Here is a 24,453-nt window from a genome sequence, read left to right as displayed (position 1 = left end):
GTTGCTTAAAATCGGTCGATTCGTTATACTGTTCACATTGATTATACATATGTCCGTACAGAGAATACATGCGGGCCGAGGAGGATTCAGTGTGATAGGAAGATTATTGATTTCATGTGAGGACCGCCCGGGAATTGTTGCAGCAGTATCACGTTTTTTAGCTGATGAAGGAGCAAACATTATTCACTCAGATCAGCATTCTACCGATCCGGTCGGCGGTCTTTTTTTTATGAGAATCGAATTTCAGCTTCATGGAATTGAAGATATGATAAATGAACTCAGAAACCGGTTTGAGCAGACGGCAGCTGCGTTTCAAATGAAATGGCGCATGTCCTGTGCGAGTGATAAAAAGAAGATCGCCATCTTTGTTTCAAAAGAAGATCACTGTCTCCAGGATCTGCTGCAGCGTTACCGCCTCGGCGAACTTTCTGCAGAAATAGCTATGATTGTCAGCAATCATAATGATATGAGGGAAATTGTTGAGCCGTTCGGCATTCCGTATCACCATGTGCAGGCAACGAAGGAAACAAGAGAAGAAGCGGCAATAACACATCTTGAACTTTTGGAAGAAGCAGGTGTGGATACCGTTGTTCTTGCGAGATACATGCAGATTATTCCGCCTGTTATGATTGAACGTTTTAAGAACCGGATTATTAACATTCATCATTCATTCCTGCCTGCCTTTGTTGGGGGCAAGCCTTATAATCAAGCCTATGACCGCGGCGTGAAAATTATCGGGGCAACCGCCCATTATGTAACTGAAGAGCTTGACCAGGGTCCAATCATTGAGCAGGATGTCGAGCGTGTAAGTCACAGATATCAGATTAAGGATCTGAAACGGGTTGGAAGAGACGTTGAAAAGCTTGTTCTGTCACGCGCCGTCGGGTGGCATCTGGATGATAAGGTACTCGTTTATGAAAATAAAACGGTGGTATTTCCTTAAAAACCCAAAAAAAGATCAGTCGAATGCAGACTGGTCTCTTTTTTTTGCTGTTTTCGCATTGATTTATAGGTACCAGGTCCTGAGCAAAGTAATTGACCCCATTCTCCAAGAGGAGTATCGTTGTCTGCGTTAACTTCTATACAGCTTATATCTCTGTTTTGCAGAGCTAGTAAAGAAAGAATGCTTCAAAAAATAAACCCATGAAGGAGAATGCGATATGGAAAACTATCAAGAACTTGCAGCAAAACAAAAGTCATTTTTCCGAAGCGGGAAAACGAAGGATGTTCAGTTGCGGATTCAGACGCTGACTAAACTGAAAGAGCTTATTATAAGCAATGAACAGGAGATTCTTGACGCCTTGAAAGCTGACCTGAATAAACCTGAAATGGAAGCTAAGCGCGCAGAGATAAGCCTTGTTCTAAGTGAAATAAATTTTATGGCCGAGAATTTAATCTCTTGGTCTGCACCGAAGAAAACAGATACGCCGACTACACATGAAGGAGCAGAAAGCTTTATCTTATCAGAGCCGTATGGATCAGCACTTATCATTGCACCGTGGAACTACCCGTTCCAGCTTGCCGTTAATCCGCTGGCGGGCGCCATTGCAGCCGGGAACTGTGCGGTGCTGAAACCTTCTGAGCTCACACCCCGCACATCAGGGCTTTTGGCAAAGCTGATTAATGACAACTTCCCGGAGGAATATTTGCGTGTTGTTGAAGGGGAAGTCGAAACCAGTACAGCTCTGCTGAAAGAGAAATTTGACTATATTTTCTTTACCGGCAGTACACCGGTAGGGAAGATTGTCGCAAAAGCTGCTGCTGAGCATTTGACACCTGTTACGCTTGAACTGGGCGGGAAAAGTCCGGCGATTGTTCACGACGATGCTGATTTCGATCAGGCGGCTGCACGAATTGCCGGGGGGAAATTCATGAATGCCGGCCAAACGTGCGTGGCACCCGATTATATCTTGGTAAAGAGAGAAGTGAAAAATCAGCTGATAGCCAAGCTGAAAGAAGCCATTACAAAGACATACGGTGAAAATGTGGCGGGAGATGAGTACCCGCATGTGGTGAGTGAAAGACACTTTGACCGGCTGCATGCATTCCTGGAAAGCGGAAACGCAGTTGCAGGAGGCAAATCCGACAAATCACGTTTATTCATTGAACCGACAATCCTAGACAATGTTTCATGGGATGACCCTGTGATGCAGGATGAGATCTTTGGGCCAATCCTGCCTGTGCTAGAATACGATGACTTGCAGCAAGCCATCGATGTCATAGCTGAACGTCCTAAGCCGCTTGCCTTGTACCTTTTCTCTGAGAACGAGAACATCCAAAATGAAGTGCTGCATAATCTGTCATTCGGCGGGGGTGCACTAAACGATACCATCAGCCACATGACGTCTCATTACCTCCCGTTCGGCGGTGTTGGAGACAGCGGCATGGGCGCTTACCACGGCAAAGCGAGCTTTGATACGTTTACACATTCTAAGAGTATTCTTAAACGCTCCTTTAAGTAAGGTTAATAGATGATGCCTCAAGCCTGCAGTGAGAAAACATTTTCCGCTGCAGGCTTTTCATTTAGGTACAGAAAATGTATAATGATTATAAATCGTATTTATTACGATTTGTATTAACTCTCATCGAAACCGGGGTGCTGAGATTGAATGAAAAAGGAATGAACGTCCTTGCAAAGGGAATCATTGCAGGTCTATCCGAGACGAAAAGATCAGTTTATCAATATATAGAGAGCAGAGAGGATGAACTTGCGTCTCAATGCGAAACAAAAGAACAATTTCTGACCATGCTCGTAAAAGTGTCGCCTTATCATGAAGCAGCCGGCAGGTTCAATATAAGTGCTGAAGAAATTTACCGGCTGATGAAGGAAACAGAAGCTGAAATCAACAAAAAGCTAGAACAAAAACTGAACACTTATAAATGGATCGACTGTACAGAGCGAATGGGCAATGGATCAGAAAACAACAAAAAGCATTTTCTCTTTCTAGCATAAATGTGCGGAAACAGTATGATTTTTAAATCGTAATCATTACGAAGAAAAAGAAAGGATGAACGTTCATGGCCAAAAAATCAAAAGTGGCAAAAGAAAAAAAGCGTCAGGAGCTTGTTGAAAAATACAGGGAATTACGTGCAGAATTAAAGGAAAGCGGCGACATTGAGGCACTGCGCAGGCTGCCGCGTGATTCTTCCCCTACACGCCTGAAAAACCGCTGCGAGGTAACAGGCAGACCTAGAGGGTATCTTCGTAAATTTAAGCTGTCAAGAATTGCATTCCGTGAGCTTGCTCACAAAGGCCAGCTTCCCGGTGTGAAAAAATCAAGCTGGTAAGACAAAAGAAGGAAAACATACTCTGCCAAGATGTGACTGAAGCATGCCATTTGCCCTGGTATGCTTTTTTTATGTCTATAAGTATCTATTTTCAATAAATGAACATCTTAAATGAATAAAATTTTATTGTAAAACAATAAATAGCATGGTACAGTTTAATTGAAAATATATATGCGAGGTGCTTTTTATGAAACGGGGAACAACGCTCTTTTTAAAGACAGCGATCATCCTGATTGGTCTTCCTGTTATTGCTTTGTGCATATTTGTCATACCTGAAATCGGAAATTTTGCAGCAGAATTGTATCCTGAACAGACTTTTCTCAAATATCTCGTTTTCATCGACTTGTATGCGACGGCTATTCCGTTTTACTTTGCCCTTTATCAATCGTTTCATCTTTTAAATTTAATCGATAGAAACCAGGCTTTTTCGGATTATGCCGTCGAAGCTTTAAAGAAAATCAAATACTGCGCTTTTAGTTTCAGTGCCTTGTATGTGTTTGGTCTGCCGATCTTTTACCTCATGGCGGAAAGGGACGATGCACCGGGCATCATTCTAATCGGAATGGTCATGATCTTTGCATCCTTTGTAGTTGCGGTCTTTGCTGCTGTCCTGCAGAAGCTGTTAAAAGAAGCGATTGATATCAAATCAGAAAATGATTTAACGGTCTGAGGTGAATAATATGGCGATAATTATAAATATTGATGTCATGCTGGCCAAAAGAAAAATGAGCGTAACTGAACTTTCGGAAAGAGTAGGCATTACAATGGCAAACCTTTCGATTTTAAAAAACGGCAAGGCAAAAGCTGTAAGGCTCTCCACTTTGGAGGGGATCTGCAAGGCGCTCGACTGTCAGCCGGGAGATATCCTGGAATACCGGAGTGATGAAGATGGCGAGTAAGCAGGAGGCAGTTCAACCGCGGGAAAATCCGCTTGGAGCCTTCATCTCAAGAGCAATCGTACAGCTCTTTCATTTTGGATGGCAGCAGGCTCTGTCCTGTTTGTTTCCTGTTGTCATCTTTGCTTCCCTTGCATTGACACAGGTTATCCCTCTTCCGTTTCTTCCAAGGTACGACTGGCTGCTTTTGATTTGTCTTCTCATGCAGTGGCTGATGCTGAGGTCAGGGCTTGAAACAAAGGATGAACTGAAAGTCATTACCCTGTTTCATATCATCGGGCTTGCCCTTGAACTTTTCAAGGTGCATATGGGCTCCTGGTCATACCCTGAGGAAGGGTATTCCAAGGTTTTTGGCGTTCCGCTGTACAGCGGATTTATGTACGCAAGTGTAGCGAGCTACTTATGCCAGGCTTGGAGGCGCCTTGAAGTGGAGCTGATAAAATGGCCCTCGCTTTGGGCAGTCGTGCCGCTTGCAGCTGCCGTCTATTTGAATTTTTTCACTCACCACTTCTGGATTGACGTCAGGTGGTGGCTGTCCGGACTGGTCATTCTAGTTTTCTGGCAGTCCTGGGTTTCTTATGAGGTGAACGGATCCCGGTACCGCATGCCGCTTGCTCTATCCTTTGTGCTGATCGGCTTTTTCATTTGGATTGCCGAGAATATTGCCACCTATTTTGGGGCCTGGAAGTATCCCAATCAAACGGAAGCATGGAGCCTTGTTCATTTAGGAAAGGTCAGTTCATGGCAGCTGCTTGTGATCGTCAGCTTTCTGATTGTGGCTGTGCTGAAGCAGGTAAAAGGGAAAACGTACGAGAGTATGAGAAAAAAATAAACGTATAACTGGTGTTTACTCCATTAGGGTAGACGCTTTTTTTTTGCTGAAAAAGTAACATTTATTGCAATGTATTTTTTTTTATAATAATACCTTGCATTATTAGGTAATAAATTTTATATTATATGTAAGAGGTGTTTATAAATGGAAATTAATAAAGAGGTTTTAAAGGGCCATATTGATACGATACTTTTGTCATTACTTAAAAACCGGGATATGTACGGCTATGAGCTGGCAAAAATGGTGCGGGAAAAAAGCGATAATCAGTTTGAATTAAAGGAAGCTACCCTCTATTTATCCTTGAAGAGGCTGGAAAAAAACAAGTGGATTTCATCTTACTGGGGCGAAGAACAGGGTCCGGGAGGAAGGCGCAAATATTATAAGCTGACACAATTGGGGCTTGATGGTTTTGAAGATAAGCGAAAAGAGTGGGATTTTGTTAAAAAAATGATGGATTCATTTCTGGGAGGGCAGGATTCATATGAAGCAAATTGAAAAATATGTTACTTCAATTTATAAGGATGTTTCAGGCAACAGACAGGAGATTGAAGATCTGATGCAGGAAATGCGGTCGCACTTAATGGAAAGTGTGCAAGAGCTGAAAGCAGAAGGACATTCGGAAGATGCTGCTGTCCGTATAGCAATCGAAAATTTTGGAGGAAAGCAGCACATTGTGAAAGGATTATCGGAGTTTTTTCACGTTCAGAAAACATTTCTCCGCTATTTAAAAACAATTGCTGTACTTGCTTTTGTGCTTGGATGTATCTTTCTCGTATTTTCAATTATGGAACAAAATGAGTTTAATAACGAATTAAAGCAGATGGATTTCGTGGGAGAAGATAAAGAAAGAATGATGGAAGATGTGTATGAAGTTATACAAAATTCAAGTGAACTATCACCGGCAGATGAGGAAAAACTGACGGGAGTTTACGATAAGTATGAGAATAGACTGAATCTCATTGCTGTCTTTCCAGTTAAAGGATTAGAGGACTGGCTGCAGGAAAACATGCAGGCGCTGCAAGAGCCGGTCAATCATTTTCCAATTGACTATGAGCGGGCAGCGGCGGTAATAGGCAGTGAGGGCACAATCGAGGATAAGGCGGAAATTAAACCGAGCGATTATGATTACGGAACGGTAGTCAAAGCGAATGACAAATGGATTGTCCAATATGAATATAAAACTTCCTATGAATCTGTGATTGAAAAACAGCTGCAGATGGAGAATTATGGTCCATCACTGCTTGATTTTTATAAGTTTCCTCTCTTTTTCTCTACTATTGCAATCATCCTTTGGGCTCTCTGGGCATCTTTAGGGCGTCATACGAAACGATTGCAGGAAACTATAAGCTGATTGCGTGAACAGCACTTATCCTTAAAGGACAGGTGCTGTTTTCCTGTAAAAAAACGTCATTTCATAGATCCTTTCACCCGATTTGTGTCAGTATGATTAAAAAACGTTATTCGTTGCGTAAAGATCATTGATTGTTTAAATTTCCTTCTGTTAAAATGGAACAATTAAAATATGAAATAACTTCTTGCAGTGGAAAAGGGAGGATAGAAGTCAGATTCACAGAAGCGAACAATCAGAGAGCATCTGAATGAAAATAAAAGATACATAGAATAAGAAACAACTAGAGGTTTCAGCAGAATATTGGAGGAGTTAATCATGTTTCGCCAAACGGATAACCGCCGCTACATCCCTGCGCTGGATGGACTTCGGGCAATTGCCGTCATGACGGTCATTGCCTATCATTTTCATCTTGGTTTTGCAAAGGGAGGATTTTTGGGGGTTGATGTTTTCTTTGTTTTATCAGGTTATTTAATTACATCTATGATCCTCCCGGAAAAAGGAGAGACGCTGCAGCTGAACTTTGCTGCATTTTGGACAGGAAGGTTAAGACGGCTGCTTCCTGCCGCTTTCGTTATGATTACGGCAACGTTTGTATGGGTGATGTTTTTTGACAGAGAGCTTATGGGCACGCTTCGCGGTGATGCCGTTTCGTCCCTGTTCTACGTCAGCAACTGGTGGTACATTTTTAATGATCTTTCTTACTTTGATCAATTTGGATCGCCGTCACCTTTTAAAAACCTGTGGTCGCTTGCCATAGAAGAACAGTTTTATATCATTTGGCCAATCTTGCTTGCAGCCGGTCTGTTTGTCTTTAAAAAGCGGCTGAAACTGGCGGCTGCCATAGCGGGTTTAGCTGTTTGCTCAGCGGTTTTAATGGCTGTTCTCTTTCAGGACGGAACAGATCCGAGCCGCGTCTATTATGGAACCGATACGAGGGCATTTGAGCTTCTTGCAGGCTGTGTCCTGGCTCTTGTATGGCCAATGAAGCGTTTGTCTTCAGGCAGGGTGCCAATTGGACATAAGGTGTCTCTGAATGTCATCAGTTTCGCCGCTTTTGGAATTCTCCTTGCCTGCTTTCATTTTGTCACTGAATATCAGCCGTTTTTGTACAGAGGCGGAATGTTTTTAATCTGTCTTAACGCAGCCGTTCTGATTGGAGCCGTCAGTCATCCTGTCAGCTATTTGGGGAAGATTCTCTCTTTTAAACCCCTGCGCTGGATCGGGACGCGGTCATACGGCATTTACCTGTGGCATTACCCTGTCATTGTGCTTGGCACGCCCGTCCATGAAATCGGAAATCCGGTTTACTGGAGAGTCGGGCTGCAGCTTCTGCTGATCCTGGTCATCGCAGAGCTTTCATACCGGCTGATAGAAGTACCTGTAAGAAGAGAGGGCTTCAGGGGATTTATCAAGCTGACCTGGACAGACTTTTCTCTATCAAGGAAAGCAGCGTCACTTGTCGTTTCTGTTCTATTTGTTTTCTTTGCCGCCGGAGCACTTGGGATTGTTGAAGGGGAGAAAAAAGAAATGCACTCTTCTCCTAAGCAGGTCAAAATCAGTGATAAGCAGGAGAAATCACAGAATGACGATTCTTCAGAAAAAGAGGAGCCGAAGACAGAGGAGCCATCTGATAAGGAAGTCCTCGCCATAGGTGATTCTGTCATGATTGATATAGCTTCAAATCTTCAAGAAGAGTATCCTCGCATTACGATAGATGCTGAGATTGGCAGACAGATGCGCCAGGCGGTCAGTCTTGCTCCTGAATATGATGAATACAATGAGCAGAATAAAGCGGTTGTCATTCATCTCGGAACCAACGGATACTTCCCGGAGAACCAGCTGGAAGAATTGCTTGATTCGTTCTCAGAAGCCGAAGTCTATTTGGTGAACACCCGGGTGCCGAAAGAATGGGAAAGCAGCGTAAACCGTCTGCTGCAGGAAAAAGCAGAGCAAAACGAAAATGTTACACTGATTGACTGGTATTCAGAGTCCATTGATCATCCTGAATATTTCGGGGATGACGGAGTCCATCTGGGGAAAACAGGCGCGGAGGCTTTGACAGATCTGATTGCCGAATCAGTCAATAAAGAAAAATAGAAGAGAAGGCTGTTCATTCGACTGCGGATGAACAGCCTTTTTTATGTGCATAAAAAAGAGATGCCCATTATCAGGCATCTCAAGCTGCATATTTATTTCCGGTACGACAATTCTGCAATGGCATCATGCAGATGAATGGATTCTTCGTTCCGGCATTCGACGCGGAAGGCTGAAACAAAATCAAGCTCGTAAAGGTCTGCTGCAACGAGGCGGACCATGTCTTCCACGAAGCGCGGATTTTCATACGCTGTTTCTGTGACCATTTTTTCATCCGGACGTTTAAGGACCGGGTGGATCATGGCGCTTGCGTTAGTTTCCGCTGCTGCCAGCAGCGCCTCTTTCCAGTCACGCTCTTCGTTGTAGCCTTCTGCAAATTCTACTTCCATCGTGATGAATCCGCGCTGATTATGGGCGCTGTACTCACTGATTTCCTTCGAGCACGGGCAGAGTGTTGTCACTGCACATGTAAGCTTTGCACTGGCTGTGAAGCCTTTGCCTTCTTCATAGTGGATTTTCATGCCGGCAGTGGCATGGTTTAAGCCGGCAAGTTCCGAGCTTGGTCCTTTACGCTCGTAAAACCATGGGAAGGTCACGTCAATTTCAGCATCCTTTTGTTTCAATCGTTCAGCAAGCTCTTTCGTAAAGTCATAGAGTTCATTGATGGACATGGTGAAACCGCCGTTTAAGCGGTATTTCTCAAGCTGTTCTGTGAAACGGCTCATGTTGGTTCCTTTTGCTTCATATGAGATGGATGACGTCATTTTAAATGCAGCCACTGTTGTTTGCTGTTCAGGTGACAGCGAAGATTGGATCACAACGGGATATTTTACATTGCTGATGCCGACAGCATTTATATGAAATAAAAAGTCTTTTTTTGAATTTTGCAGATCCGGCATTTTGTCCTTTTCAACAGGTTTTGTTTTCAAGCCGGGTCCTACTGACCCAAATAGTCTGTGTCTCTCTTTTTTGGGCGGTAACTGTAATTCTCTTTTCATAGATGATCTCCTCTCGAGTGCCTCAATACTAGAGAGTATACTGTACAATGAAAGATTACGGCAATGAAAAATGCTCAATAGTGGTTAAAGGCCGGATAAAATCAGTTCTGCAGCCTGCCGGGCACCTGATATGTTTCGTGCAATTGGACCTACCTGCAGTTCTGCGAGGGCACCTGTTACATACAGTCCCCGGTCCCACTGCAGATGCTCATTTACAATTGGATATCCGCAGTCGGCGCATGTTAATTTCTCACGTTCTATTAAGGGGTTTATCCACTCTTTTCCGGGTAGTGAAGGCATAAATCCGGTTGCCAGAATGACTGAACCCGCCTGAATGAGACTGCTGTCTTTTCCGTGAAGGGTAAGTGTCTTCCCGTCTGCAGCCGCCTGTTCAACTTCAAAGTCCTTCCATTCCAGCATGCCGCGCTTTTTTAAATGATGAAGCTTCATTTGCAGATCCCTGGTAATGGAGCCGCGGTGCCTTGCTGACTTTATGTGATTGCGTCTGCTTGTGTAGTCAGCGTTCATTCTGAATGTACGCTGCTTTTTCGGTCCGAGCCATCCGGGATCACTATCGAAGAGTTTAACTCTGAATGGATGGCGCTTCAGCATCGTCACTTCTCCCGGATAAAGCCCTGCAAGCTTATTAGATAAGTGGGCTGCCGTCATGCCGCCGCCGATGACTACAACAGGACCGGGCAGATTACCAAGATTCAGATTCTTATCGAAAATATGATAGATATGGTCAAAATTCTTCTTCGCTGCTTCAGCCCACTCAGGCCAATGGGGCTGTTCTCCAATTCCAATGGCCAGGACCACATTTTCAGAAATCAGCGTTTTCCCGTCTGCAAGGGTAACCTTCCAATGTTCACCTGTTTTATTAAGTGTTTTTGTACGGCCCTGAATCCAGCAGTTTTCAAGATTCAATTCCCGGTATATGTGATCGCAGTGTGTTTTAAATAATTCCAGCGAAGGTCTTTTAAACCTGCCGTAGAAACCGTGATGTCCCTGCTGTTTGGAAAAGCGCTCAAGTCCAAAGGGATTCATCTCAATATGGTGAACAGAAGGAGACCGCAAAAATGGCATAGATATCGCTTCAGTACAGTTTCTCCAGTTTTCAAGAGGCTTGGAGTGGGGATCAATCACCCTCAATTTTTCCGCCTCCGTTTTCTTGCTTTGCAGAAGAAAAGAAGCCATTGTCATTCCCTGGACTCCGCCTCCGATAATGATCCATTCGTACATAATTCCACTCCTAAAACGTAACTGTTACGATTTAATTAGTTTACCTAATTCCAACGAATTTTACAATAGGGGGGATTTGTCATGAAATTGCATAATTTATGGACTGGCCCCGTATGCTATAATGCTAGGAGAAATAATAGGATTGGAGATTAGAGATGAAAAAACCGGCGTTTTCTATTGTGAAGGAGTCTCTCGCTCTTGCATTAATAGGGTTGTTTATTTATCTTTTTATATTCATAGATTTCGGAAGCTTCCAGATTGATGCACCTAAATCGTTCTTAAACTTAAACACGATTTTCCTGAGCATAGTGCTTGAAGCCATTCCCTTTATCCTGCTTGGGGTTTTCGTTTCTGCTTTAATTCAGTCATTTGTATCGGAAGAGATGATTCAAAAATACCTTCCTAAAAATGCTGTCATTGCCCTGTTTCCTGCAGCACTGCTGGGCATTATTTTTCCTGTCTGCGAGTGTGCCATCGTTCCGATTGTGAGACGGTTAATAAAAAAAGGCATGCCGCTTCATATCGGAATTGTATTCCTGGTTTCTGCTCCGATACTAAATCCTGTCGTCTTCGCGTCTACATACTATGCCTTTCAGTCATCAAAAGAAATTGTGTACGGACGCATGGGACTTGCTTTTATCGTCGCCATCTTAGTCGGACTCGCGGTCTATTTGATTTTTAAAAACCGAGATCAGCTGAAATGGACGAGAGAGGAGCTTGTTGGAAGAACTGTATCTTCTGAACCAGTAAAAGGGGTCAGCAAATGGAAAGAAACACTGTTCCATGCAAGCGATGAGTTTTTTGAAATGGGGAAATACCTCATTCTGGGTGCGTTCATCGCAAGTGTCTTCCAGACGTTCCTTGACCGCTCCCTGCTGACGGATCTTGGTTCAAGTGAATTCCTGTCTCCAGCAATTATGATGGCATTTGCCTACATTCTTTCGCTCTGTTCGGAAGCAGATGCGTTTGTGGCTGCCTCTTTCGGCGGAACATTTACTGCAGGCTCCCTGCTTGCATTTCTGGTTTATGGACCAATGATCGATTTGAAAAATACAATCATGCTGTTCGCTTTCTTCAGAGCAAAATTTGTTTTTGCCTTTATTGCCATTGTAACAGCAGCTGTTTATCTATCCGTGCTGGTTTACCAGCAGGTAATCCTGTAAGGAGGAAAACCAATGGAAAAGGAAAGAGATTACCGTTTTCACTTATATTTGCGCGGCATTATCCTGATGGGCTTTACGATGCTTCTTTTTAAACTCATCGTCACTGGTGACATCCGGAATTTCATTGCCCCCCGGATGCTTCCGTTTATCTATTTTGCTGTTGTCACGTTTTTAGTTCTCGGTGTTGTTCAAATCTGGAGAAGCGGCAGCAAAAAAACAGAAGAGCTTTACTGCAACTGCGGTTTTGATCATTCAGGAAAAAGTTCGCCGATTCAGTCGCTTGTTATCTATTCATTTTTTATTTTTCCGGTTGTAACAGGGTTTGTTTTTCCTGACACCGTTCTTGACAGCTCAATTGCTGCAAAGCGCGGCTTTAAAAACGGTCTGGCCCAGTCTCAGGAGCAGCAGGCCGGATCAGAAGAAGACGCTCAGATGGATAAAGACCTTGCTGATCTGTACTTGCAGGATCCGGATGAGTATATGAAGCAGCTTGAGGAACGCGTAGAGGAAAAAACGCAGTCTCCTGCATCAAGTCCGGACGCACCTCTTGAGCATCCGGACGGATTCCAGATTCAGGCACCGCCTGAAGGTTATTACGAAGAGCTGGAAGCCAAAATGCTGAAAATGGACAAAATCGTCCTGACAGAAAAAAACTATATCGCCATGACCAATATATTAGATAAAAACCCTCAGAAGTTTGAAGGCAAAGAAGTGGAAATGCTCGGATTTGTCTACAGAGAAGAGGGATTTGAAGAAGACCAGTTTGTTGTCGCGAGGTTTGGCCTATCCTGCTGTGTAGCGGATGCTTCTGTGTATGGAACGCTTGCATCCATTGAAGACGGAAAGACATATGAACAGGATGAATGGGTAAAAGTAAGCGGGAAAATAAAGAGTGTGAAGTTTAAAGACTGGACGCTGCCGAGTGTCGAGATTCAGTCAATCAAGAAGATTGAGCAGCCGAAAGAGCCTTATGTCTATGAAGAATATTAAAAAGAGCTGGGCAGCTGCCCAGCTCTTTTTGGTGCTTATTTTAAAGCGTTAACGGCATTGATTAAACCGTGTCCTGCCGCGCCGTCATATCCATTTTTGAACAAATCTTCAGAAGAAGATTGGACGATGTGTTTGACTTGGGAAGGAGATAGCTTGTCCTTTCCATGCTGCGCGATAATGACACCTGCAAGTGCTGCGGCTTTTGGAGCAGCCATGGATGTGCCTCCTTTGTATCCGTATCCTCCGCCAGGAATTGTAGCTAAGCACAGGTACGTATTGTCTCTTCCTGCGCCCGTAGCTGGATCATAATTCGGTCCTAAATCACCGCCGGGAGCGATCACATCAATTTTTCCAACGCCGTAATTCGAGTAAAAAGCAAGGTTTTTAAGCTGACCGCCTGCAGAAACGCGAATCATGCTCTGGCTGCTCGGACTTCTGTGTGTAGCGCCGTTATCATCGCCGGAAAGCTTTCCTGGGCTGCTGATGTCAAGAGCATTGTTTCCTGCAGATCCGACAACCGTTACACCCTTCTTGATGGCGTATTGAATCGCTCTGTTGAAAAGTCTAACGTCTGCTACAGTGTCTTTAGTTGCATATTCAGGGTTTTGGAACCAATCGTAGCCTCCAAGCGACATGTTGACAACATCCACATTGTCATCTGCAGCCGTCATAAGCGCTTCTGCGATATGCGCTGTTTCAGCTCCGCCTGTTGGACCAAATACGCGGTAAGCCGCTACTTTCAAGTCAGGACCTACACCCATTGTGCGGCCTTTTGCTGCAATTGATCCTGCAACATGTGTACCGTGGCTGTTCTGGTCCATCGCATCTGGATAGCCTGGAACGAACGATTTCCCGTACGCATAATTGTCTTTTAAATCCGGGTGAGTGTAATCAATGCCTGTGTCGATGACCCCTACGACGATATCATTCCCATCGACGGATTTTCCTGTTCCGCCTGGAAGTGTCCATGATTCGCCATTGTTGGTTACTTGTTTAATATCCCATTGCAGAGAATTATATAAATCTGCACTTGCATCTGCTTCAGGCGTAAAGGCTGCTTCAACAACAGGTGATTCTGGGTAAAGCTTCTTTTGGACACCTGCATCCTGCACGCTGGAGGATTTTTTAATGGCTGTCAAAAAGTCCGGGTTAGCAGAAGAAACCTCCACTGCACCAACCTTTTCAAGCTTGTCGCTTACTTTCCCTCCAGCTTTTGCAATCAGCTCCTGATAGCCTGATGGAAGAGTGTTTTCATTTTTGAAAACGACCAGATAGCTTTTTTCCGGAGCCTGGGCAGATCCTGTTGCAGCGGCCCCTCCAAATACTGCAGAAGCACAAAGTGCAGTACTTAATACGCCTGCCATAAATCCTTTTTTCAATGTCATGTATGTATCCCCCTTCATTTTCTTAATTTTCATTATAATATAAAAATTAGATCCTTTTTCTTTATTGTTCGATCGTTTTCGACAGGTTTTATCAGGGTTATCTATCTTTCGATGGGAAAAATGAAAGGATTTTACAATAACTAAATAGAAAGAATGGATTTTTCTCTCCTGCAAAAGAGTGATAATAAATGACGATTGAAAAATGTGTCGAAAGTATAGTTCTAAATACACAAAAAGACGCCTTTATGTATCAGGCGTCTTTACCGTTAGTCATATGCTCTTTTTCTTGTGGTTTGTCCTCTTTTTGAAGAGGATCAATTGTGTGCTCATATTTATATGCCTTGGAAGTTGTGAGAACACTTAAAAGAAGAACAATTAGAATAATGAGAATGCATATCGCAAAGATTACATACATGCTGGTCCCCCCTGTATGTCCACATTGTATCAGATTTTCATGCCTATTTTGTTTTATTTTTTGTGATTCTGGGTAACGTAAGAGTAGATTTAAGGAGGAGATTCATATGTCTGAAAAACTAATTCAAACCGTTAACAAACAAGTGGCAAACTGGACTGTCCTTTATGAGAAATTACATAACTATCACTGGTATGTAAAGGGCCAGAACTTCTTCACCCTTCATGAAAAGTTTGAAGAGCTCTACAATGAGGCACACGTCCACATTGACGAACTTGCAGAGCGTCTGCTCGCACTTGAGGGAGCGCCGGTTGCAACGCTCAGAGAATGTCTGGAGCTGTCGACAATCAGCGAAGCAGAAGGCAAGGAGACCGCAGAGCAGATGGTACAGTCCACGTTCAATGATTTCACAAAAGTGGCGGAAGAGCTGAAAGAAGGCATGGAACTTGCCGATGAGGTAGGAGATGAAACGACAGGAGATATGCTCCTTGCAATTCATCAGAGTCTTGAAAAGCATAACTGGATGCTAAAATCATTCTTGGGAAAATAAGGCTGCCGGATGGCAGTCTTTTTTCGTGCAGTCCATTTTTCTTCTGATAGGGTATATGCTAGAACAAGTAGATGAAATAAGCATAAGATATAGGGATTTTATTTTCCATGAAAGGATGGCAAAAAAATGTCTCGTCCAGAAATGGGCCTGCTAATGCTGACTTCTGTCTACTTTTCGGTTTTGACTTTTATTATTGGAGAACTGCATGAAATTTTTCTGATCCTGCTTGCACTGATGGCCTTGGAACTGATTACCTTTCTGCTGGCCGGTGTCATAAACAGCAATGGGAACCTTCTGAAAAACGCAGCCTCAAGATTTGGAGCAAAAGTCATCATCATAGCAGTCGTTGCTGTCGCCAACCTCATTGATCTCATTCTTAACACAAGCTATCTTCTCCGGGACGGCACGATCTGTTTCTATATCGTGTTTGAAGCTCTCAGAATCCTTCGCAATGCCCATTACGTTAAGCTTCCTGTACCGCAGTTTCTTATACGGATTCTCGAGTTTATTGAACAGCTGCTTAAAAGGTAGCCCCGAATAAATTGTCCGCTGTTGGGAAAAAAATAAAAAATGGACAAGTAAAGGGGTGGCTTTAACAAATGCCTGATACAAAACAAACGTATTATGTAACGGTGGCAAACGGAGAAATATCAAGACTCAGCACGCAAGCTCCGTGGGACTATAAAATAGAAGCGACTGAAGAAGAAATTACGTCGCTCAGAGAATATTTTGACCAAGTGTATTCTTCTGACTGGCAGGGGTTTTTCAGGGCGCATGTACCATACCTTGAATATCATTATGACAGGCAGAACGATGCAATTGACCAGACCAACATAAAGATTTTTGAAATGATTTATGAACTCGGAGACGAAGAGGCAAAGGATCATATCAAGTCTCAGGGGATATTAAAAAAGATTGAAGAACAACAATAGGTCTTATACAATTTCATTCATTGTGATAAGATTTTTATGGACACATAGAAATTGAGGGATTGGAAATGTTTCGATTTAAAGATTATTATCACAATGAAGTGCATTTATCGTTTGAAGAACATCCATTTTCAGAAAAACCGAAACACGTCTGGGTAATTTGCCGGTATGGAAACCGCTGGCTGCTCACGATCCACAGAGACCGCGGCTATGAATTTCCCGGAGGCAAAGTAGAAAAGGGTGAAAACCCCTCAGATGCCGCTCTAAGAGAGGTAAAAGAAGAAACGGGAGCAAGTGTTTCTAAACTTCATTACGTCGGGCAATACAAAGTGCTTGGAAAAGAAAAAACAATTATTAAAAACATTTATTATGCAGAAATTGACGAGATCATCCCGCAAGCTGACTACCTTGAAACAGAAGGCCCCATTCTTTTTGAAACACTGCCGACAGACATTGGAAGAAACCGCAGATTCAGTTTTATTATGAAAGACGACGTCCTGCTGAAAAGCATGGAACGAATATTAGAGCGCTTTATGTAACATCCCGGTTCAGAAGGAGCCGGGAATTTTTTTGAAAAAAAACCCTTTTGCTCTTGGAAAATATAGTAATATAAAGGGAGTGTGTCACGAAAGGAGAATGGATATGACCCACAGTGAACCAAGATACATATGGATTGCCATTGCTTTGCTGCTTGCCGTTTCAAGCTTTTTTGTGATATTAATCGTTCCCCAGACGGTGCATAATGTTCTTTTTCATACCCCGAATACAGCCATTATCCAAACACCGAGACTTGTGCTTTATATGTATGGCATCTCAATCGCGGTGCTGGCCCTTGCCTGTTTTTTAATGTACCTGAACCAGAAGAAGCTCTGGAAAGCGGCGCTGCCTATTGCTGTACTCGGACTGATCGGACTGGGTCTTGGAACGGATCATTATAAAGTCGTAACCTATGACGAGATCATATACAGCGATGCATGGACATTTGCAGAAACAAGCTACAAATGGTCGGACGTAAAGGAAATTATTACGGAAGATTCGGAAGATCAAGCTGTCAATTGGCAAGTGAAGCTGTTTTTTAAGGATGGAAATGAACTTGTGTTTTTAAGAGACAAACGGTTCAACAGCGATCATTCGAATTTTTATGCGGCTGCGAAAATGCATGGAGTGCCTTACAAAGGAATAAATGACAAATAAGGCTTCCCCATTAGAGGAAGCCTTGTTTTAGCTTTATACGCCGATTGCAAGATCTTCTTTTTTTAAGTAATCAGCAAGAAGGTCTGGTGCGCTCAGATATATGAGCCCGTTGCCTTCCAGGCTTTTTGGGAACCCAAGAGGGATAGTCCGTTTCATGAGCTGGGCATAAATTTCCGGCTCTGACATTTTTCGTTCAAACTCGCTTTCAGAGAGAGGCTTCAGCAGTGCCAGAGCTCCTGACACATGAGGTGCCGCCATGGATGTGCCGCTGAAAATGGCATATTTGCCGCCGGGGACTGTCGAGACAATTTTTTCACCGGGTGCAACGGCATCTATTTCATTGTTGGAATTTGTAAAGTAGGATGACTTTCTCTGCAGGCTTACAGCTCCTACTGAGATGACTTCATTGTAGCAGCCGGGATAGGAGAATTCGGACGTTTTGCTGTTGCCGTCTCCCTCATTGCCTGCTGCACAGACAACTAAAATCTGATTTTGTACAGCTTTTTGAACCACTTCATGGAGCTCAGGTACATCAGATGGCCCTCCAAGAGACATGGAGATGATGTCAGCTTTTTCTGAAATGGCATATTCGATTGCGCTGATTATCCATTCATAAGCGCCTGACCCTTCCTCGCCGCCCAAAGCTTTCAGAATAAGCAATTTAGCCTCAGGTGCAACGCCGACAACGCCCGAATCAGGGTTAACCGCCGCAATTGTTCCGGCAACATGAGTTCCATGTCCGTTGTAGTCAGTGAAGTTTTCGGGATCGCCGTTGTCATCATCGGTAAAATTGCGTCCGCCGATCACTCTGCCCTCAAGATCGGGATGCTGGGCATCGCATCCGGTATCAATCACTGCAACGACTACGTCTTTTCCTTTAAACCCCTTGCTCCAAATCGACGGGGCCTGAATCAGATTTACGCCTTCCGGAATCTGCTGAATATCTACGAGCTGGTCTTCAACTTGGTACGGGATTAATCGAACAGATTTTTCCATAAGAACCCCTCCTAATTGTTTCTCGCAAACTAGTAACCGGCAAAAGAGCAGAGAGTAATCAGAACTTTCTGTTAAATTCTATCATTTTCCAATAACACTTGCAAATGCCAAATAGACTAGAAGGAAAATAGGAGTCAGGATTGGGGCTGCGAGGAGGAAAAGCGAGGATGATGCCCTGTAAATCAGCCGGCGCAAAATAGAGGGCTCCAAAAAGGTAAAATGATGCCCTATAAATCAACCAGCACAAAATAGAGGGCACCAAAAAAATCAAACCCGGAAAAAACACTATCTCACCAGCGCAAATACAAAAAATACAGCTGCCCGCGCAGCTGCATTATTCTCTGTCTTTTACAAGTCTTCGCTCAAGCAGCTCCACCGCCTGATACATGATTGTGGCAAAGCACGCGATGATGATGAGGGAGAGCAGAACAAGGGTAAAGTTAAAGACTTGAAAGCCGTAAATGATCATGTAGCCGAGTCCTTTTGCGGATACGAGAAATTCACCGACGATGACGCCTACCCAGGATAAGCCGACGTTGACTTTTAACGTCGAAATAATGGTTGGGAAGGAAGAGGGAAGAACGGCTTCCTTGAACATCTGCCATTTTTTCGCGCCGAATGTCTGCAGGACCTTCAGATAGTTGGCATCAATTTCCCTGAATGCGGTGTAGACAACGATGGTTGTAATAATGATGGAGATGATGGCCCCCATAGCAATGATGGAAAAGTAGCCGGGACCGAGTGCTACGATCAGGATGGGTCCAAGTGCAACTTTAGGCATTGCGTTTAAGATGACAAGGTAGGGATCAAGGATATTCGACAATCGTTTTGACCACCAGAGAATGGCGGCAAGTACGGTGCCCGCAAGTGTGCCGAGGATAAAGCCGAGCACGGTTTCAAACAAAGTGACGCTCAAGTTCGCGGCAAGCGAGCCATCTGCTGTTTTTTCTAAAAACAAGCTCCAGATCTTCGACGGGTAGCTGAAGAGAAGAGGATCAATCCATTCTCTTTTTCCCGCAAGCTCCCATAGTGAAAAGAAAGAAACGAATATTAGAAGCTGGTAAAATCTTATCCAGTTCTTCTCTTTTTTCAGCCCTTTTAAATACGAGAGATGCAGCTGCTGCAGTTCATCCTTTTTCATCGAGAAGGTCCAGCTCCTTCCATATGTGCTGAAAGAGATCATTGAAGGAAGGGTGCTGCCTTGCCTGAAATGGCTCAAGCTTCTTCAGTTCTTCGGGTATGATAAATGTTTTGGCCACTCTTCCGGGCTTTGACGAGAGAAGAAAGATGCGGTCGCTCATGGCGATGGCTTCCCCGATATCATGGGTAACAAGCAGGGCAGTCTTCCCGTAATCTTTCAGTGTGCTCCATACAAGGTCTTCTAATTTAAGCTTTGTCTGATAATCGAGAGCCGAGAATGGTTCGTCGAGCATCAGAAGCTTGGGATCGGTTGTAAGCGTTCTGACAAGTGCCGCTCTCTGCCTCATCCCGCCTGAAAGCTGACGAGGGTAGCTTTTCTCCACATTTTCGAGTCCCATTTCAGCAAGGAGGGAAAGCCCTCTCATCCTTGCCTCCGGTGTGAGCTTTCCTCCAATTTTTAATCCGAGAAGAATATTCTCTTCAATGGTCTTCCAGGGAAAAAGATAATCCTGCTGAAGCATATAGCCGATGGATGAGGAGAACCGGTCAACAGGTTTTCCTTCCATCAGCACCTTGCCTTTTGTCGGAGAAATCAGTCCTGCTATGATGGACAGCAGCGTGGTTTTGCCGCAGCCGCTCGGGCCTAGGAAAGAAATGAATTCTCCTTCTTTAATTTCAAGGTCAATGTTCTCTAATGCAAGAGTTGCGGATTCTTTAGTGAAGTAGATGTGATGGATATGCTGGACCGTTAAGAAAGACATGCTGAAACCTCCTTACTTTGCGGCATCTTCAGCAAACTTTGTATTAACAAGCTCGGCGTGATTAATCCGCGCAGGGAGTTCGCCGGCTTCTTCCATGATGTCCTGAAGATTCGTCCACTCTGCTTCATCAAGGATCGGGTCTGTGGCAAATGATCCTTGAGCTTTATAGCGTTCGACCACCGTCGTGATCAGGTCGAGTTCTGTATCTTTAAATTGAGGGGCAATGGATTTTGCGATTGTTTCCGCGTTATTTTCTTCCACCCATTGCTGCGCTTTATAAATCGCTTTTGTGAACTTTTCAGCCGCTTCTTTATCGTCTTTCAGGAAGCTTTGCTTTGCCATAAAGGTCGTATATGGGACTTTGCCGGATTCCTCGCCGAAGGATGCCACAATATGCCCTGTACCTTCTTTTTCAAAAATACTTGCAGTCGGTTCAAAGAGCTGGACGAAATCGCCTGTGCCTGATGCAAATGCGCTCGGAATATTAGCAAAATCAATATTCTGAATCAGTTCCAGATCCGCCTTAGGATCAATTCCCTGCTGCTTCAGGACAAATTCGCCAACCATCTGCGGCATGCCGCCTTTACGCTGGCCGAGGAATGTTGTGCCTTTCAGCTGGTCCCAGCTGAAATTGTCTATTTTCTCGCGTGAAACAAGGAAGGTTCCGTCTGTCTGAGTGAGCTGTGCGAAGTTGATCACAGGATCCTTTGAGCCCTGTGCTGAAACATAAATGGATGTTTCAGAGCCGACTAGCGCGATATCAGCTCCATCTGAGAGCAGGGCCGTCATCGTCTTGTCACCGCCCCACGTAGTTGTCAGTTCGACATCAAGACCTTCTTCTTCAAAAAACCCTTCAGACATCGCTGCATAAAGAGGAGCATAGAAAATGGAATGGGTGACTTCAGCGAGTCTGATTTTTTCCGGCTTGCTTTGATTGCACGCGCTCATTGTAAAGACGAGCAGAGCAAGCAGACAAAAGCCAATCAGCTTTTTTTTCATACATAATCCTCCTTGGTGACAGACACCATTAAAAATAGGTAAAATAAGTTTTCAGTATTGTAACGCCTGAAATAGTGTATGAATTCAGCGAAAATGTGTGAATGCCTATTATCGTTTTGTGAGGTGAAGGGAAGATGGAAAACGGATCTATTGTTGAACGCCAGGTGATGCCGTCTCCCAATCCCGCTGTCAGACTGGAAATCGTCACCTATTTGTCTGAAGGCCTGAAGGTGAAGGGACTGCTCGCAGAACCTGTGCAAGAGGGAGTATATGACGGTTTTCTGTATTTGCGCGGCGGCATTAAGAATGTCGGCAAAGTCAGACCCGGGCGGATCGTGCAGTTTGCATCTGAAGGGTTTGTCGTCATGGCTCCTTTCTACAGGGGGAATCAGGGAGGAGAAGGGAATGAAGATTTCGCAGGAGAAGACAGATATGATGCCCTGCATGCTTTAACGCTGCTGAAAAATCATTCAAAAGTGATAAACGAACGGATTCACGTGTTCGGTTTTTCCAGAGGCGGCGTCATGGCGCTGTTTGCAGGACTGCTTGACCGGGATGTGAAATCGGTTGTGACATGGGGCGGGGTATCGGATATGACGCTGACCTATGAAGAAAGAGAAGACATGAGGAGAATGATGAAGCGGGTGATAGGAGGGACTCCGTCCAAATATCCGGAACGGTACCACTGGAGAACGCCTCTTTACGAACTTGAGGACTGGCATGCGCCAATCTTAATCATCCACGGGATGCATGATCAGAATGTGTCCGTGCAGCATGCTCATTTATTGGAGAACAGGCTTTTGGAACTCGGAATAAAAGCAGAAACGATGTACTTTGAGGAGTATACGCACTATTTTCCACCGGCTGTAAACAGAAAAGTCGTGAAGGACCTTACAGCATGGATGAAAAAACAGTAAAACCGGGAACGGTTATGATAAAATAAGGCTATCTATGAAGAGGAGTGATGAGGATGGGCATGCCTTTAGAGCTGAACACAATGATCGTGACCAAAGGAAGAGAGAGCAGGCTGGAAGAGAATCTTTTTTCGCTTGAAAAAGAGGGATATCGCATTTATCCGCTGGAAATACCTGTTGAGGTCAGAAAAACAAAAGACGGCGATGTCAGCGGACAGGCTCTGATTAAAAAACTTGAACTTGCCGACTCAAAAACCATCCTGACTTATCAGCTGATTGCGCTGAAGTCGACGAATTAAAGCATCTGAAATGAAGTCTGCATACAAAAAAGCTGCTGAGCACATCAGCAGCTTTTATAATTCAGCTGAAAAAGGGTTTTCGCCAAATGAGCAAACTCTTCCGGCTGTATCGCTGTCTTTTCAGCGCGGCCGTTTTCCGTCCGGGTGATTGAAGTGCCGGTCAGTGTGACCGTGCCGCTGTCTGTTATTTTTACGGCCAAGGGATTTTTGTTAAAAGGGGAGAATTCTGAGTGACAGATAACATCCTGCATTTCATCTAATTCTGACTCCTTCATTTCTCTTGGGTCAAATACATATCCTTTTTTCCAATCTGTATCTTTGCCTGAAAGCTTCATCTCAAGCAGATATTCTCCTGGAAACTCCGAAACCTCAGCCGCGCGGAACTCCCCGTTGCGGGAGCTGATGACCTCTCCGTTCAGAGGGACAGGTTTCAACGGAAGATTTCCTCCAAATCCTGTGTCAATCAGATACTGCTCGCTATGATAGTCAAGAAAGATGGCGGCATGTGTTCTTCCTGTCCGGCTGAAGCAGTTGTTATGGTGGTCATAGACCATGCCCCTGACCAATTTTACGTTCAAATTGTTTTCCAGAAGAAAATAATAGAGGAGGGGATTGAGTTCATAACAGAGTCCTCCTTCATTCCCAACCAGCATTTTTTCTGTCAGGTTTTCTTTATTGACTGGCTTTGTCTGTCCGGTCAGCACACGAAAATTTTCGAAAGGAAAAGCTGAGGCCGTCCGCTCAAGCAGGTCCTCAAGCTGTTCAAATGAAATGGTGCTGCCGGCGGGTAAACCCAGTCTGTTTCTGAACGCCTGATTAAGCTCCATGGAATCTCTCCTTTAAATGGTTTTCATCCAATCAAGAAAGTCATGCAGTTTGTCCACTGAAGTCAGATTCTCATTGCATGTTTTGGAATCTTTGCAAATATAGTTTCCCTTTTTAACGTACGTTCCCTGCTCTGACCCTTTCAGCTCTACTGTAAAAAGTCCAGTTTCTGAGAATTTGCCGCAGATTGTACAGACGCCTTTCTGGTAGGTGCTGCTGAAGGTGCCGCTGAGTCCGGTCCATTTTTCTCCTGATTCCGCTATCATAAAGTATTTTCCCGTACCTTTGTCGTGCCAGCCGATATAGGATACTTCGTTTAGTTCCAGCTCTTGCGCAAAAGAGGGAAGCTTTAATTTTTTTGCTTTCGGGAAAAGTTTTTTGACAGACTGCTCCGTTAACGGCCTGAACGGAATCGTATATGGACGCAGTTTGGCAAGATATGCATCGGCATCCATCGTGTCTTTAACATCTGAAACAGGGGAAATAAGGTCTCTCTGCTCAGGAGAAAGTTCTTCGAATACAGCTGTAGCCCTTTCTGCCGCAAGTGATTTTAGTGCGTCTAAGACATGGCGGTCATTAGCCGTGCTGTGCCCGTTCACAAGAATCTGTGCCTGTGCCTTTATATGGTTGTACTGGTCGCTTCGGATAAATGGTTCCATTTTTAATTCACTCCGCTTCTAAACAGCCGGCTGAACCGGCTTTCTTTTATTATATGCAAGTTTCATCCGTTTTTTAAATGGATGAAACAAATAGAAGGAAACTCGGCATAAAAAGAGGGATGATCTTATTGATCATCCGCTGCCGCTGTTCGTTTATAGACAATTTTTTTTATAGTCTCTGAGGAAAGGAAATATTCCTGTGCAAGCTCCTGTATGGTGCTGCCGCTGCGGAAGGATGTACGGATGCTGTCATTTCTATCATCAATCCATTTTCTGCTGCCGGAACAGCTTCCCCATTTTTGGCGGCTGGATTCAGGCCGCGGTATATAGATAGACTCTCCCTGGATATATTGCTGAATTTCAGTAATCAGTCTGTCAGGAAGAACCTCATTTGCGTTAACATATTTCATTTCTGCCAGCTCCTTATTTTTTAATAGAGAAATAAGGGCAAAGCCTGGCATTAATGGCGATGCGGAATGTTAGGCACGGATTGCCTTACTCGTGATTTGCCCCATGCAAAGGATCGCCTTTTTAAT

The 24,453-nt window shown here is 44.1% G+C and carries 30 protein-coding genes; 19 read left to right on the top strand and 11 right to left on the bottom strand.

Annotation, left to right across the window (positions count from 1 at the left end; translation table 11 throughout):
• Positions 1-49: 49 nt before the first annotated feature.
• From purU to AZ46_RS12015, 10 genes are all read left to right on the top strand, one after another.
• Positions 50-943 carry a formyltetrahydrofolate deformylase gene (gene purU / locus AZ46_RS12060; protein WP_029278806.1) on the top strand — a complete coding sequence of 298 codons (894 nt, stop codon included), beginning with the start codon at positions 50-52 and terminating at the stop codon, positions 941-943.
• A gap of 217 nt (positions 944-1,160) precedes the next feature.
• On the top strand, positions 1,161-2,462 hold the full coding sequence (locus tag AZ46_RS12055) for an aldehyde dehydrogenase (protein WP_029278808.1): 1,302 nt from the start codon (positions 1,161-1,163) through the stop codon (positions 2,460-2,462).
• Positions 2,463-2,605: 143 nt separating this feature from the next.
• Positions 2,606-2,953, top strand: coding sequence for a hypothetical protein (locus tag AZ46_RS12050; RefSeq protein ID WP_029278810.1), 348 nt, complete (start codon positions 2,606-2,608; stop codon positions 2,951-2,953).
• Positions 2,954-3,018: 65 nt separating this feature from the next.
• A complete protein-coding gene (rpsN, locus tag AZ46_RS12045; RefSeq protein ID WP_029278812.1) occupies positions 3,019-3,288 on the top strand; it encodes a 30S ribosomal protein S14 in 270 nt (89 codons plus the stop codon).
• Between the two features lie 187 nt (positions 3,289-3,475).
• Complete coding sequence (locus AZ46_RS12040; RefSeq protein ID WP_029278814.1) at positions 3,476-3,958, top strand: DUF2975 domain-containing protein; 483 nt, start codon at positions 3,476-3,478, stop codon at positions 3,956-3,958.
• A 10-nt stretch (positions 3,959-3,968) separates the two neighbouring features.
• Positions 3,969-4,187, top strand: a complete 219-nt coding sequence (locus AZ46_RS12035) for a helix-turn-helix domain-containing protein (RefSeq protein ID WP_029278815.1) — start codon at positions 3,969-3,971, stop codon at positions 4,185-4,187.
• On the top strand, positions 4,177-5,016 hold the full coding sequence (locus AZ46_RS12030) for a DUF817 domain-containing protein (RefSeq protein ID WP_051865463.1): 840 nt from the start codon (positions 4,177-4,179) through the stop codon (positions 5,014-5,016). Before AZ46_RS12035 ends, AZ46_RS12030 begins: the two co-directional genes overlap by 11 nt.
• 144 nt (positions 5,017-5,160) lie before the next feature.
• Positions 5,161-5,511, top strand: coding sequence for a PadR family transcriptional regulator (locus tag AZ46_RS12025; protein ID WP_029278818.1), 351 nt, complete (start codon positions 5,161-5,163; stop codon positions 5,509-5,511).
• On the top strand, positions 5,498-6,367 hold the full coding sequence (locus tag AZ46_RS20990; RefSeq protein WP_051865461.1) for a permease prefix domain 1-containing protein: 870 nt from the start codon (positions 5,498-5,500) through the stop codon (positions 6,365-6,367). Before AZ46_RS12025 ends, AZ46_RS20990 begins: the two co-directional genes overlap by 14 nt.
• A gap of 315 nt (positions 6,368-6,682) precedes the next feature.
• Complete coding sequence (locus AZ46_RS12015) at positions 6,683-8,464, top strand: acyltransferase family protein (RefSeq protein WP_029278822.1); 1,782 nt, start codon at positions 6,683-6,685, stop codon at positions 8,462-8,464.
• A 92-nt stretch (positions 8,465-8,556) separates the two neighbouring features.
• Here the strand turns inward: AZ46_RS12015 and folE2 are convergent, their stop codons facing one another.
• Together folE2 and AZ46_RS12005 are read right to left on the bottom strand one after the other, a co-directional pair.
• A complete protein-coding gene (folE2, locus tag AZ46_RS12010; protein ID WP_029278824.1) occupies positions 8,557-9,459 on the bottom strand; it encodes a GTP cyclohydrolase FolE2 in 903 nt (300 codons plus the stop codon).
• A gap of 84 nt (positions 9,460-9,543) precedes the next feature.
• Entirely contained in the window at positions 9,544-10,701 is a 1,158-nt protein-coding gene (locus AZ46_RS12005; protein WP_029278826.1) for an FAD-dependent oxidoreductase, read from the bottom strand.
• A gap of 155 nt (positions 10,702-10,856) precedes the next feature.
• Here AZ46_RS12005 and AZ46_RS12000 point away from each other — a divergent pair, with 155 nt between their 5' ends.
• Positions 10,857-11,864: a permease gene (locus AZ46_RS12000; protein WP_029278828.1), complete on the top strand. Its 1,008-nt coding sequence runs from the start codon at positions 10,857-10,859 to the stop codon at positions 11,862-11,864.
• Positions 11,865-11,876: 12 nt separating this feature from the next.
• Complete coding sequence (locus tag AZ46_RS11995; RefSeq protein ID WP_029278830.1) at positions 11,877-12,854, top strand: TIGR03943 family putative permease subunit; 978 nt, start codon at positions 11,877-11,879, stop codon at positions 12,852-12,854.
• 35 nt (positions 12,855-12,889) lie between these two features.
• Here AZ46_RS11995 and AZ46_RS11990 read toward each other — a convergent pair whose 3' ends face one another.
• Both AZ46_RS11990 and ytzI read right to left on the bottom strand, forming a co-directional pair.
• Positions 12,890-14,239, bottom strand: a complete 1,350-nt coding sequence (locus AZ46_RS11990; protein WP_029278832.1) for a S8 family serine peptidase — start codon at positions 14,237-14,239, stop codon at positions 12,890-12,892.
• Between the two features lie 250 nt (positions 14,240-14,489).
• Positions 14,490-14,654, bottom strand: a complete 165-nt coding sequence (ytzI, locus tag AZ46_RS21560; RefSeq protein ID WP_081414203.1) for a YtzI protein — start codon at positions 14,652-14,654, stop codon at positions 14,490-14,492.
• A gap of 106 nt (positions 14,655-14,760) precedes the next feature.
• On the opposite strand from ytzI, the gene AZ46_RS11985 reads away from it, so the two are divergent.
• The 5 genes from AZ46_RS11985 (at position 14,761) to AZ46_RS11965 (ending at position 17,324) form a co-directional block, all read left to right on the top strand.
• Positions 14,761-15,201 carry a Dps family protein gene (locus AZ46_RS11985; protein WP_029278834.1) on the top strand — a complete coding sequence of 147 codons (441 nt, stop codon included), beginning with the start codon at positions 14,761-14,763 and terminating at the stop codon, positions 15,199-15,201.
• Between the two features lie 126 nt (positions 15,202-15,327).
• Positions 15,328-15,732: a phage holin family protein gene (locus AZ46_RS11980; protein WP_029278836.1), complete on the top strand. Its 405-nt coding sequence runs from the start codon at positions 15,328-15,330 to the stop codon at positions 15,730-15,732.
• 68 nt (positions 15,733-15,800) lie between these two features.
• A complete protein-coding gene (locus AZ46_RS11975) occupies positions 15,801-16,133 on the top strand; it encodes a hypothetical protein (protein WP_029278838.1) in 333 nt (110 codons plus the stop codon).
• Between the two features lie 65 nt (positions 16,134-16,198).
• Positions 16,199-16,669 carry an RNA deprotection pyrophosphohydrolase gene (gene ytkD / locus AZ46_RS11970; RefSeq protein ID WP_029278840.1) on the top strand — a complete coding sequence of 157 codons (471 nt, stop codon included), beginning with the start codon at positions 16,199-16,201 and terminating at the stop codon, positions 16,667-16,669.
• 103 nt (positions 16,670-16,772) lie between these two features.
• Positions 16,773-17,324: a hypothetical protein gene (locus tag AZ46_RS11965; protein WP_029278842.1), complete on the top strand. Its 552-nt coding sequence runs from the start codon at positions 16,773-16,775 to the stop codon at positions 17,322-17,324.
• A 33-nt stretch (positions 17,325-17,357) separates the two neighbouring features.
• On the opposite strand, the gene AZ46_RS11960 is transcribed toward AZ46_RS11965, so the two are convergent.
• The 4 genes from AZ46_RS11960 to AZ46_RS11945 form a co-directional block, all read right to left on the bottom strand.
• On the bottom strand, positions 17,358-18,320 hold the full coding sequence (locus AZ46_RS11960; protein WP_029278844.1) for a S8 family peptidase: 963 nt from the start codon (positions 18,318-18,320) through the stop codon (positions 17,358-17,360).
• A gap of 334 nt (positions 18,321-18,654) precedes the next feature.
• Positions 18,655-19,461, bottom strand: coding sequence for an ABC transporter permease (locus tag AZ46_RS11955; protein WP_029278846.1), 807 nt, complete (start codon positions 19,459-19,461; stop codon positions 18,655-18,657).
• Positions 19,448-20,221: an ABC transporter ATP-binding protein gene (locus tag AZ46_RS11950; RefSeq protein WP_029278847.1), complete on the bottom strand. Its 774-nt coding sequence runs from the start codon at positions 20,219-20,221 to the stop codon at positions 19,448-19,450. The genes AZ46_RS11955 and AZ46_RS11950 overlap by 14 nt, the downstream gene beginning before the upstream one ends.
• Positions 20,222-20,233: 12 nt before the next feature.
• Positions 20,234-21,220 (bottom strand): ABC transporter substrate-binding protein, encoded by a 987-nt coding sequence (locus AZ46_RS11945; protein ID WP_029278849.1) that lies wholly within the window; start codon positions 21,218-21,220, stop codon positions 20,234-20,236.
• 134 nt (positions 21,221-21,354) lie between these two features.
• Between AZ46_RS11945 and AZ46_RS11940 the strand changes: the two genes are divergently transcribed.
• Positions 21,355-22,137: an alpha/beta hydrolase family protein gene (locus AZ46_RS11940; protein WP_029278851.1), complete on the top strand. Its 783-nt coding sequence runs from the start codon at positions 21,355-21,357 to the stop codon at positions 22,135-22,137.
• A 53-nt stretch (positions 22,138-22,190) separates the two neighbouring features.
• A complete protein-coding gene (locus AZ46_RS11935; protein ID WP_029278853.1) occupies positions 22,191-22,433 on the top strand; it encodes a DUF2584 domain-containing protein in 243 nt (80 codons plus the stop codon).
• Positions 22,434-22,477: 44 nt separating this feature from the next.
• Here AZ46_RS11935 and AZ46_RS11930 read toward each other — a convergent pair whose 3' ends face one another.
• The 3 genes from AZ46_RS11930 to AZ46_RS11920 all read right to left on the bottom strand — a co-directional run bounded on the left by AZ46_RS11930 (position 22,478) and on the right by AZ46_RS11920 (position 24,327).
• Positions 22,478-23,260 (bottom strand): arylamine N-acetyltransferase family protein, encoded by a 783-nt coding sequence (locus AZ46_RS11930; protein WP_029278855.1) that lies wholly within the window; start codon positions 23,258-23,260, stop codon positions 22,478-22,480.
• A gap of 12 nt (positions 23,261-23,272) precedes the next feature.
• On the bottom strand, positions 23,273-23,917 hold the full coding sequence (locus AZ46_RS11925) for a FusB/FusC family EF-G-binding protein (protein ID WP_029278857.1): 645 nt from the start codon (positions 23,915-23,917) through the stop codon (positions 23,273-23,275).
• A gap of 125 nt (positions 23,918-24,042) precedes the next feature.
• A complete protein-coding gene (locus AZ46_RS11920) occupies positions 24,043-24,327 on the bottom strand; it encodes a CD3324 family protein (RefSeq protein ID WP_029278859.1) in 285 nt (94 codons plus the stop codon).
• Positions 24,328-24,453: the final 126 nt, after the last annotated feature.

The organism is Metabacillus indicus LMG 22858, from assembly GCF_000708755.2.
Classification (GTDB): domain Bacteria; phylum Bacillota; class Bacilli; order Bacillales; family Bacillaceae; genus Bacillus_P; species Bacillus_P indicus.
Note: the sequence above shows the minus strand (reverse complement) of the source record. Positions and strands in the feature narration are given on the sequence as shown.

Bases quoted from the DNA above. Each gene is read 5' to 3' on its own strand.
- purU (WP_029278806.1), top strand. From the start codon at position 50: ATGTCCGTACAGAGAATACATGCGGGCCGAGGAGGATTCAGTGTGATA.
- AZ46_RS12055 (WP_029278808.1), top strand. From the start codon at position 1,161: ATGGAAAACTATCAAGAACTTGCAGCAAAACAAAAGTCATTTTTCCGA.
- rpsN (WP_029278812.1), top strand. From the start codon at position 3,019: ATGGCCAAAAAATCAAAAGTGGCAAAAGAAAAAAAGCGTCAGGAGCTT.
- AZ46_RS12040 (WP_029278814.1), top strand. From the start codon at position 3,476: ATGAAACGGGGAACAACGCTCTTTTTAAAGACAGCGATCATCCTGATT.
- AZ46_RS12035 (WP_029278815.1), top strand. From the start codon at position 3,969: ATGGCGATAATTATAAATATTGATGTCATGCTGGCCAAAAGAAAAATG.
- AZ46_RS12030 (WP_051865463.1), top strand. From the start codon at position 4,177: ATGGCGAGTAAGCAGGAGGCAGTTCAACCGCGGGAAAATCCGCTTGGA.
- AZ46_RS12025 (WP_029278818.1), top strand. From the start codon at position 5,161: ATGGAAATTAATAAAGAGGTTTTAAAGGGCCATATTGATACGATACTT.
- AZ46_RS20990 (WP_051865461.1), top strand. From the start codon at position 5,498: ATGAAGCAAATTGAAAAATATGTTACTTCAATTTATAAGGATGTTTCA.
- AZ46_RS12015 (WP_029278822.1), top strand. From the start codon at position 6,683: ATGTTTCGCCAAACGGATAACCGCCGCTACATCCCTGCGCTGGATGGA.
- folE2 (WP_029278824.1), bottom strand. From the start codon at position 9,459: ATGAAAAGAGAATTACAGTTACCGCCCAAAAAAGAGAGACACAGACTA.
- AZ46_RS12005 (WP_029278826.1), bottom strand. From the start codon at position 10,701: ATGTACGAATGGATCATTATCGGAGGCGGAGTCCAGGGAATGACAATG.
- AZ46_RS12000 (WP_029278828.1), top strand. From the start codon at position 10,857: ATGAAAAAACCGGCGTTTTCTATTGTGAAGGAGTCTCTCGCTCTTGCA.
- AZ46_RS11995 (WP_029278830.1), top strand. From the start codon at position 11,877: ATGGAAAAGGAAAGAGATTACCGTTTTCACTTATATTTGCGCGGCATT.
- AZ46_RS11990 (WP_029278832.1), bottom strand. From the start codon at position 14,239: ATGACATTGAAAAAAGGATTTATGGCAGGCGTATTAAGTACTGCACTT.
- ytzI (WP_081414203.1), bottom strand. From the start codon at position 14,654: ATGTATGTAATCTTTGCGATATGCATTCTCATTATTCTAATTGTTCTT.
- AZ46_RS11985 (WP_029278834.1), top strand. From the start codon at position 14,761: ATGTCTGAAAAACTAATTCAAACCGTTAACAAACAAGTGGCAAACTGG.
- AZ46_RS11980 (WP_029278836.1), top strand. From the start codon at position 15,328: ATGTCTCGTCCAGAAATGGGCCTGCTAATGCTGACTTCTGTCTACTTT.
- AZ46_RS11975 (WP_029278838.1), top strand. From the start codon at position 15,801: ATGCCTGATACAAAACAAACGTATTATGTAACGGTGGCAAACGGAGAA.
- ytkD (WP_029278840.1), top strand. From the start codon at position 16,199: ATGTTTCGATTTAAAGATTATTATCACAATGAAGTGCATTTATCGTTT.
- AZ46_RS11965 (WP_029278842.1), top strand. From the start codon at position 16,773: ATGACCCACAGTGAACCAAGATACATATGGATTGCCATTGCTTTGCTG.
- AZ46_RS11960 (WP_029278844.1), bottom strand. From the start codon at position 18,320: ATGGAAAAATCTGTTCGATTAATCCCGTACCAAGTTGAAGACCAGCTC.
- AZ46_RS11955 (WP_029278846.1), bottom strand. From the start codon at position 19,461: ATGAAAAAGGATGAACTGCAGCAGCTGCATCTCTCGTATTTAAAAGGG.
- AZ46_RS11950 (WP_029278847.1), bottom strand. From the start codon at position 20,221: ATGTCTTTCTTAACGGTCCAGCATATCCATCACATCTACTTCACTAAA.
- AZ46_RS11945 (WP_029278849.1), bottom strand. From the start codon at position 21,220: ATGAAAAAAAAGCTGATTGGCTTTTGTCTGCTTGCTCTGCTCGTCTTT.
- AZ46_RS11940 (WP_029278851.1), top strand. From the start codon at position 21,355: ATGGAAAACGGATCTATTGTTGAACGCCAGGTGATGCCGTCTCCCAAT.
- AZ46_RS11935 (WP_029278853.1), top strand. From the start codon at position 22,191: ATGGGCATGCCTTTAGAGCTGAACACAATGATCGTGACCAAAGGAAGA.
- AZ46_RS11930 (WP_029278855.1), bottom strand. From the start codon at position 23,260: ATGGAGCTTAATCAGGCGTTCAGAAACAGACTGGGTTTACCCGCCGGC.
- AZ46_RS11925 (WP_029278857.1), bottom strand. From the start codon at position 23,917: ATGGAACCATTTATCCGAAGCGACCAGTACAACCATATAAAGGCACAG.
- AZ46_RS11920 (WP_029278859.1), bottom strand. From the start codon at position 24,327: ATGAAATATGTTAACGCAAATGAGGTTCTTCCTGACAGACTGATTACT.